Here is a 9,397-nt window from a genome sequence, read left to right as displayed (position 1 = left end):
GTTCATAAATTCACATTTACCTAATACTGTCGCTCCACTTTCTTCACTTGCTTTTTGTAGTTTTACTAAAGGAGTATTCCCTATTAACTCTGTTACATTTTTCGCGTATCTCATCTTTTATCCTTTTAAATTTATATATTATAATGTAAGAAATCATTATATTTTGATTGATATTCATCTAATTTAGATAGTTCTATATCAAAAATATTTTTCATACTATTTTTTGATTCTTCAAAAAATAGATTTAAAATTGGGTTTTCAGCTTTTGAATCAACGATTTTTATATCATCTTCTAAAGCAACTAAAATATCTACGACCTTTATCTCATCAGGGCTTTTAGCAAGTAAGTAACCACCTCTTGCTCCTCTTATACTTGTAACTAAATTAGCACGTCTAAGCTTACTTAAAAGTTGCTCTAAATAGTTTTGAGGTATAGAAGCATTTGATGAAATATCCTTTATTTGCATGGGAGTATCATCTTTATGTTTACTTAGCTCATACATAGCAGCCAATCCGTACACCCCCTTAGTTGAAATTAATGGCATATTTAACTACTTGTTTAATGCTTGAGTTAAATCTTCAATTAAATCTATTGTATTTTCCAATCCAATAGAAAGCCTTACAGTTGTTGGATTTACTCCTGCTTTTAATAACTCTTCTTCACTTAATTGCGAGTGAGTTGTTGAAGCTGGATGTGTTATTAAAGATTTACTATCTCCAATATTTACAACGATACTAAATAATTTTACACTATCTATTACTTTTTTTGCTTCTTCAAAAGTACTTACTTCAAAAGACAATAATCCAGAAGCTTTTCCATTATTAAAGTATTTTTGAGCCTTATCGTAATATTTATCACCTTTTAGCCCTGGATAGCTTACAGATTTTACTTTTGGATGACTTTCTAAAAATTTTGCAACTTCTAAAGCATTAGATGAATGTTTATCAACTCTTAAACTTAATGTTTCTAAAGATTGTATTAGTAACCAAGAATTGTGTGGAGATGGAACAGCACCAATATCTCTAGCTAATGATAATCTAGCTCTTAAACAAAAGTTTGGAAGAGGAACATCTACATAAACAAGACCATGATATGAAGCATCAGGAGTAGAAAAATGTGGATATCTATCTTTGTTTTGTTTGAAAAACTCTGCTAAATTATCTCTTTCAACAATAACTCCACCTAAAGCTGTTCCATTTCCACTTGTATATTTACTTGTAGAGTGAACTACAACATCAATACCAAATTTTATAGGATTGAATAAACTTGCCGTTGGTACAGTATTATCACAAATAGTGATGATGCCATATTTTTGTGCAACTGTTACAATTTTTTCTATATTTGGAATTGCAATTTGTGGATTTGAAAGTGATTCGAAAAATATAGCTTTTGTTTTATCATCAACTAAACTTTCTAAATCAGAAGCATCATCATTGTTAAATACTTTTACACTAATTCCTAATCTTTTCAATGTGAAATGAAATAGTGTAACACTTCCACCATAAAGTTTATCTGCAATTAAAATATTATCTCCAGCTTCAGCTATATTGATAATAGAATAAAATATTGCAGCAGCTCCACTTGAAGTTGCAAGAGCAGCAGCACCACCTTCAAGTTGTGCATATCTTTGTTCAAAAATATCTGTTGTTGGGTTATTTAGTCTTGTGTAAATTGCCCCTAACTCTTTTAATGCGAATAAATTGGCAGCATGAGTACTATCTCTAAAGGCATAAGCTGTTGTTTGAGAAATAGGAATAGCCATCTCACCATTTGAACCTTTTTTATCATAACCTGTATGAATTGCAATCGTCTCTTTTTGCATTTTTAATCCTTTATAAATTAATCAACTTTAAATATGTTGGAATTATAAACTATTTTTTTTGCAATGTCAAGTCTTTTAATCAAATTTATATAAATATAGAATAAATAAAAGTTTGAGAGTAAGTTGATTTATTTAATCAACTTTAAAATCTTTGTTAAGTTATGATTTGTTAGAATACCAAAAAATCAATATAAAAGAAGATAAATTGATAGAAAAATATAATATCTTTGAAGAGATTCCTATTGATAAAAACGAAGAACTTTTTTTTGAAGTTTTTAAAAATGATAAAATAGAAATAGAAAAAATTGTATCAAATGGACAAACATCACCTCAAAACTTTTGGTATGAACAAGAAAATAATGAATATATTTTACTTTTAGAAGGTTTTGCAATACTTGAATTTGAAGATTTTGAAGTTGGACTTAAAAAAGGTGATTGTCTAAATATAGAGGCTTTTAAAAAACATAGAGTAAAATTTACAAGTTTAGATGAACCAACTATCTGGTTTGCAGTTTTTTATTAAAGGAAAGTTTTGAAAATAGCAATTATTGGAGCAGGAGCAGCTGGAATTATGGCTGCAATTACGGCTAAAAGATTGAATAAAAATTTGCAAATAGATATTTTTGATGTAAATAAAAGCATAGGTAAAAAGATATTAGCTTCTGGAAATGGAAGATGCAATATCTCAAATACTTCAATCTCTAGTAAAAATTATATAGGTGAAAATCCAGAATTTGTAAATTTTGCTTTAAAAGAGTTTGATTTTAGAGCTTTTGAAAAATTTTGTAAAAGCATAGGATTACTTCTTGATATAAAAGAAAGTGGTAAAGTCTATCCACTTTCAAATGAAGCAAAATCAGTAACAAATCTTTTATTTTTAGCTTTGGAAGAGTTGTGTATAAATATATTTTGTGAACATTTTGTGCAAGATTTGGAAAAAATAGAAGATAAATTTGTAGTAAAAACAGCTGAACTTGAATATAAAAACTATGATAAAGTTGTTATAACTTCTGGTCTTGGAGCAGCTCCTCAATTAAATTCAAGTGAAATAGGGCTTGATTTTGCTTCAAAATTTGGACATTCATATAATCCAACTTATCCATCTTTAGTGGGACTTCAAACACAAAACAATTATAATGGAAAACTGCAAGGTGTAAAAAAAGAGTGTTTGGTTAGTTTATTTGTAAATGGAACTTGTGAGCAAGAAATCTTTGGAGATGTTTTGTTTACAAGTTATGGAATTTCTGGTTTTGCAATACTTGATATTTCGCAACTTGCTGTTTTAAACCTAATTTCTTATCAAGATGTGAATGTTTCACTTAATTTTTTTCCAAAACTTCCTGTCAATGATTTGGCAAATCAAATACAAAGTTTGTTAAAAGCTGTTGCAAATCAAAGAGTTGTTGATATTTTAACTGGAATTATTTCAAATAAAATAGCACCAATTTTACTAGATATTTGTAAAATTGATATAAATATAAAAACAGATGAGATAAATGCAAAGCAAATAAAAGCAATAGCTTATCAATTAAACTCTTGGAAGATGAAGATTGTAGATACTCAAGGTTTTTCACATAGTGAAGCAAGTGGTGGAGGAGTTAGAACAATTGAAATAGATAATAAAACTTATGAAAGTAAATTATGTAAAAATCTATATTTTGCTGGAGAAGTTCTAGATATTGTTGGAAATAGAGGTGGATATAATCTTCATTTTGCTTGGGCTAGTGGATATTTAGTTGGAAAAAAATTGTCTAATTAAATTTTAAAATGATAATAAAAAAGATATAATTTTCAAATATTAATACATAAGGAAAAATAATGTTTAAAATATTAAAAGTGGCTTTTGCTACTATAGTTATAGTTTTTATTTTTAGTGGGTGTGATACAAATAAAAAGCAAGTTGAAACACCAAATTATGAAACAACACAAATTACTCCTAATTTTCAAAAGATAAAGGTAAAAGGAGATTTAGAGGTAACAAATAATTTAGAGTGCATAAATTTTGAAGATATAAAAAATACATATACACCAGCTGACTTATTTAATGGTATTTATAAATGTGTAGAAAAAGATGAATATGAAAAAGCTTCAAAATTATTTACAGTAGCATTAGTTTATGCTAAATTTGATACTTTAAGAGTTGTTGATAAAACAGCTCATCAAGTATTTGCTGTATTAAAAATAAATTTATCACAAAAAATAGGTGAAGAAAAAACAAATAAACTTCAAAATGTAATTGCTAAAAATAAAGAAGATTTTTGTAAATATTTTGAAAAACTTGAATATCCTACTTATTATCCAAGATATATGATACAACACGGGATAAAAGCATTTACTAATCCAAATGATAATAGAGGGCTTGTTGATGGTTTTAATCCTACTAAAGCTTGGAATGAAGATATTAAAATTCAATATGCAAAATGTGCTAACAATGTAGAAATTACAACTAAAAAAAAGAGCCTACAAAAACTCTTAAATTTGCTTTAGTTGAAGCTATGGCAAAAAAGGGAGATATAAAATCTCAAAATGAATTAGCAGTAGCATATGCAACAGGAAATGGAGTAAAACAAGATTTTAAGGAAGCCATTATTTGGTGGGAAAAAGCAGCAAATCAAGGAGATAAGGTTGCACAAAAAGAATTAGGTGCTATAAATTACACTGGAGCAAATGGAGTATCCAAAGATTATCAAAAAGCTTTTTATTGGACTGAAAAATCGGCAAAACAAGGATATGGAGAAGCTCAACATACTTTAGGAACTTTCTATCATGGTGGATATGTTATAAAACAAGATTATGAAAAATCAAAAGAGTGGTTTAAAAAAGCTTGTGATAATGGAATTAGTATAAGTTGTAAAGATTATAAGGCTGTAAATTCTATTATAAATAAAAAATAACTTTAAAATTAGCAATTAACAGATTGTAAAACCTCTTTCATTTTTCTATACTTGCAATATAAAACTTGTAGTATAGAAATGGCTGTAAATAAATGTAAAATATATATTAAAGAATATAATAAATAAATATATGACAAGTTTTGAAATTGCTTTTATTATAGTTAATTATACAAAGGGATTAAAAGAGTTTGAAGTTAAAATATCTTCTACTCCAAACTTCCACCTAAAGTTTTAAATAGTTCATTTCTATTTTCTAACTCTTCAAGATAAATTTTTACTAAATTTTTTTGTGCATTTATATAAGCTCTTTGAGAAATAAGCATATTTAAATAAGTTCCATATCCTATTTTATAAGAGTTTAAAGCTATATTATAAGTATCAAACAAAGATTTAACAAGCTCTTTTTGATTTTCAACTCTTTGAGTTATATTTTTTCTGGTTGCTAGTGCATCATTTACTTCTTTAAAGGCATTTTGAATAGTTTTTTCATACTCTTTTAAAGCAATCTCTTTTTGAGTATTACTCAAATCAAGTTTTGCCATATTCTCTCCACCACTAAAAATAGGCAAATTTATACTTGGACTAAATTGCCAAATATTTGTACCACTAAAAAGATTTGATAAACTTGAACTTGCATATCCAGTTGAAGCTGTTAAACTAATACTTGGAAAAAAGGCAGCTCGTGCAACTCCGATATTTGCATTTTTAGCTCTTAATTTATATTCTGCTTCAAAAATATCAGGTCTATTAAAAAGTACATTTGATGATATTCCAGAAGATATTAATTTTAGATATTTTTCACTAGTAAAATCATCATTTATAGTTTTTAAATCAATTTTTGAAGATGTTAAAAATTCTAAAGAGTTTAAATCTTTTTGTATTTGTGTTTCAAAATCTAAAATATCATTTTGAGCATCTTTGAGTGTAGAGTATGAACTTAAAACTTCTTCTTTATTTGTTATTCCTACTTCATACTTTTTTTGTATTAGATTATAAACATCTTCTAAATTTTTCAAAATATCTTTTGATAGGTTTAAATTATGTATGTTTGATTTAAGGCTTAGATATGAGTTTATTGTTTGTGAAACAAGAGATAATTTTGTTGATTTACTTGCATATCGTGTAGCTAAGAAATCATTTTTTGCTACATCATTTAAGCTTCTTATTTTTCCAAATAAATCAAGTTCAAAAGATGTTCCTAAATTTGCTTTATAGTTGTTTGATATTCCTAAATCTGTTTTTTGTCTTAATAAATTTCCATTTGCATCAAGTGTTGGAAAATATTGTGATTGTTCTATTCTATACAATGATTTTGAAGCTTCTATATTTAAAAGTGCTATTTGTATATCTTTATTGTTTTCTAAAGCAAGATTTACAATATCTCTTAAATTTTCATTTTCTATAAAATTATCTAAAGTTATTTTTGAATATTCAGACAAATTTTCACTATTATTAAATTCTTTTGGAATTATCTCATCTTTATTTATTTCTAGTTTTGGTGCTAATGATACACAAGAAGAAAAAAACGCAGTTACAAATGATAAAGAAATTATTTTTTTAGTCATTCTTTACTCCTTTATTAAACATTTTTGTAATTAATATAAAAAATATTGGTACAAAAACTATTGCAAGTATTGTTGCACTTATTGTTCCACCGATTATTCCAGTACCTATTGCAATTCTGCTATTTGCTCCTGCTCCTGTTGAAATAGCAAGAGGGATAATCCCTGCAATAAAAGCTAAAGAAGTCATTATAATAGGTCTTAGTCTTAGTGTTGCTCCTTTTATAGTTGCTTCAAACAAGTTCATACCATTTTTATATGCATTATTTATAAATTCCACAATTAAAATTGCATTTTTTGAAGCCAATCCCATAACAGCTAAAAGTGCTACTTGAAAATATACATCATTACTTAAATCTCTAAAATATACAGCTAAAACTGTTCCAAAAACTCCTAAAGGAACTACAAGTAAAACAGAGAATGGAATACTCCAACTCTCATAAAGTGCTGCAAGACACAAGAAAATTACCAATAAAGAGATAGAATACAATAATATTGATTGATTACTAGCCATTCTTTCTTCATATGAAACTCCACTATATGTGTGCATTGTTCCATTTGCATTATTATTCGCAATTTTATCCATTTCATCCATAGCAACTCCAGAGCTTATTTTTGTTGCTGCATTTCCTTCTATCATATAAGACATAAAACCATTAAATCTTGTAAGCTCTTCTGGTCCATACTCCCATGCAAATCTTGAGAATTCACTAAATGGTGTCATAGTTCCAAAACTATTTCTAACTTTCCATTTATATAAATCTTCTGGAGCACTTCTATAAGGTGCATCACCTTGAATATATACTCTTTTTACTCTAGTTCTATCTATATAATCATTTACATAAATTCCACCCCAAGCTGCACTTAAAGTGTTGTCTATATCTCTTAAATTTAAACCTAAAGATAAAGCTTTTTGCGTGTCATAATATATTTTAAGTTGAGGAGAATCATCAGTTCCATCTGCTCTTACAGAAGATACTAAAGGATTTGTTTTGGCTTCTTCTATGATAGCTTCTTTTACTTGGGATAACTCTTCTCTTGTAATATTTGTATTTGCTTGAAGTTGAAACTCAAATCCATCACTAGAACCCAAACCTTGAATAACACTAGGATTTATTGTAATAACCCTTGCATCTCTTATAAAATATGGAGATTCTGGATTATTAAAAGCTTCTCTTGCTCTTTTACTTATTGCATCGACATGATTTTCTTTACCTGCTCTTTGGCTCCAATCTTTTAAAGATACAAATCCCATTCCAGTATTTTGTCCACTACTTCTACTACTAAATCCTGAAATTGTAAATATTGTATTTAAATTTTCTTTTTCTTCATTTAGAAAATAATCTCTTACAATATCAGCAACTTCAACAGTTCTAGTCGCAACTGCACCTACTGGAAGAGTTACTTGTACCATTAAACTACCTTGATCTTCTTTTGGTAAAAAGCTAGTTGGAAGTTTTATAAAAATATATATTGTACTTACAATAACTAATAGATACAAAAACATATATCTTTTTGGAACAAAAATAATTTTGTTAATCAAATTTGTATATTGGTTTGTAAAATTACTGAATTTTCTATCAAACCAACCTATAAATCCACTATCTTTAGATTTATGTGGTTTTAAAATAGTTGAACAAAGAGCTGGTGTTAAAGTTAAAGCTACAATTACAGATAAAACCATAGCAGAGATTATAGTAACAGAAAATTGTCTATAAATAACTCCCGTTGAACCACTAAAAAATGCCATTGGTAAAAATACAACAGATAAAACAGTTGTGATACCTATCAATGCACTTGTTACTTCATTCATTGATATAATAGTTGCTTCTTTTGCATTTAAACCTTTTTCATTCATATTTCTTTCAACATTTTCAACAACAACAATAGCATCATCAACTAAAAGTCCAATAGCAAGAACTAAAGCAAACATTGTTAGAGTATTTATTGTAAAACCTAATATATTTAAAATGGCAAATGTTCCTAATATTACAACAGGAACAGCAATCGCTGGAATAATAGTTGCTCGAATATTTTTTAAGAATAGAAACATTACTAAAATAACTAAAATAATAGCTTCTATTAAAGTTTTCACAACTTCATTTATTGAAGCCTTTATAAAAGATGTTGTATCTCTTGGATATGCTATATCATATCCTTGTGGTAATATAGTCCTTGCTTGTTCTAAAAACTCCTTTACTCTATTTGAAGTAGCAACAGCATTTGCTCCACTTGCTAATTGTATAGAGATACCAGAAGCTGGAAAACCATTTAGTGCAGTTATATTGTTATAACTTTGAGCTCCTATTTCAACTCTTGAAACATCTTTTAATTTTACACTACTTCCATCTAAATTTGATTTTAAAACAATATTTTCAAATTCATTAACAGTTTTAAATTTGGTTCTAGCTGTTACAGTTATAGCTAATTGTTGCTCATCTAAAGTTGGCATAGCTCCAATTCTTCCTGCACTTGCTTGTGAATTTTGAGTATTTATTGCACTTTGTATATCTGATGGCATCAAAGAGTATTTCTCGAGCTTATATGGATCAAGCCAAATTCTCATAGCATATTGTCCACCATAAACTGTAACTTCACCAACTCCATCAATTCTTGAAATACTATCTTGAAGATTACTTACTAAAAAATCTGAAATATCAGTTTTTTCAGCTTCTCCAGTTGAATCATAAATAGAGGCTAACATTAAGAAATCGGTTTGAGATTTTGTAATTCTTATCCCTTGTCTTTGTACATCTTCAGGAAGTCTTGATAGTATTTGTTCAACTTTATTTTGAACTTGAACTTGAGCAATATCTGGATTTGTCCCTTGTTTAAAAGTTATTCTTATTCTTGAACTTCCAGATGAACTTGAACTTGAAGAAAAATATAACATTCCATCAAGTCCAGTTAGCTGTTGCTCTATTATTTGAGTTACACTATTTTCAACAGTTTGAGCAGAAGCACCTGTATAAACAGAAGCAATATTTATTTGAGGTGGAGCAATGTCTGGGTATTGTTCAACTGCTAATGTATAAAGGCTTACAATCCCACTAATCATAATAATAAGAGAAATAACCCAAGCAAAAATTGGACGAAAAATAAAAAATTTAGCAATCAT

General features: G+C 27.8%; 8 protein-coding genes and 1 pseudogene. 4 read left to right on the top strand and 5 right to left on the bottom strand.

What is annotated here, in order from left to right; translation table 11 throughout:
- The 3 genes and pseudogenes from CRU91_RS12425 to CRU91_RS11315 form a co-directional block, all read right to left on the bottom strand.
- Window positions 1–114 (bottom strand): annotated as a pseudogene (locus CRU91_RS12425) (cysteine synthase A); the annotation flags it as partial.
- Window positions 115–131: 17 nt separating this feature from the next.
- Window positions 132–545, bottom strand: coding sequence for an RrF2 family transcriptional regulator (locus tag CRU91_RS11320; RefSeq protein WP_113895331.1), 414 nt, complete (start codon window positions 543–545; stop codon window positions 132–134).
- 6 nt (window positions 546–551) lie between these two features.
- Window positions 552–1,823, bottom strand: coding sequence for an O-acetylhomoserine aminocarboxypropyltransferase/cysteine synthase family protein (locus CRU91_RS11315; RefSeq protein WP_113895330.1), 1,272 nt, complete (start codon window positions 1,821–1,823; stop codon window positions 552–554).
- A 166-nt stretch (window positions 1,824–1,989) separates the two neighbouring features.
- On the opposite strand from CRU91_RS11315, the gene CRU91_RS11310 reads away from it, so the two are divergent.
- The 4 genes from CRU91_RS11310 to CRU91_RS11295 are packed head-to-tail and all read left to right on the top strand — an operon-like array spanning window position 1,990 to window position 4,717.
- Window positions 1,990–2,346: a cupin domain-containing protein gene (locus CRU91_RS11310; RefSeq protein ID WP_235827009.1), complete on the top strand. Its 357-nt coding sequence runs from the start codon at window positions 1,990–1,992 to the stop codon at window positions 2,344–2,346.
- A 9-nt stretch (window positions 2,347–2,355) separates the two neighbouring features.
- Window positions 2,356–3,582 carry a BaiN/RdsA family NAD(P)/FAD-dependent oxidoreductase gene (locus CRU91_RS11305; RefSeq protein WP_113895329.1) on the top strand — a complete coding sequence of 409 codons (1,227 nt, stop codon included), beginning with the start codon at window positions 2,356–2,358 and terminating at the stop codon, window positions 3,580–3,582.
- A 59-nt stretch (window positions 3,583–3,641) separates the two neighbouring features.
- On the top strand, window positions 3,642–4,310 hold the full coding sequence (locus CRU91_RS11300; protein WP_113895328.1) for a hypothetical protein: 669 nt from the start codon (window positions 3,642–3,644) through the stop codon (window positions 4,308–4,310).
- Between the two features lie 8 nt (window positions 4,311–4,318).
- Complete coding sequence (locus tag CRU91_RS11295; RefSeq protein WP_113895327.1) at window positions 4,319–4,717, top strand: tetratricopeptide repeat protein; 399 nt, start codon at window positions 4,319–4,321, stop codon at window positions 4,715–4,717.
- Between the two features lie 206 nt (window positions 4,718–4,923).
- Here CRU91_RS11295 and CRU91_RS11290 read toward each other — a convergent pair whose 3' ends face one another.
- Both CRU91_RS11290 and CRU91_RS11285 read right to left on the bottom strand, forming a co-directional pair.
- A complete protein-coding gene (locus CRU91_RS11290; RefSeq protein WP_113895326.1) occupies window positions 4,924–6,282 on the bottom strand; it encodes an efflux transporter outer membrane subunit in 1,359 nt (452 codons plus the stop codon).
- Window positions 6,275–9,397, bottom strand: a complete 3,123-nt coding sequence (locus CRU91_RS11285; RefSeq protein WP_113895325.1) for an efflux RND transporter permease subunit — start codon at window positions 9,395–9,397, stop codon at window positions 6,275–6,277. Before CRU91_RS11285 ends, CRU91_RS11290 begins: the two co-directional genes overlap by 8 nt.

The sequence above is a fragment of the Aliarcobacter vitoriensis genome (assembly GCF_003316695.1).
In the GTDB taxonomy this organism is placed as follows: domain Bacteria; phylum Campylobacterota; class Campylobacteria; order Campylobacterales; family Arcobacteraceae; genus Aliarcobacter; species Aliarcobacter vitoriensis.
The sequence above is the reverse complement of the archived record's forward strand: the minus strand, read 5'-3'. Positions and strand labels throughout refer to the sequence as shown.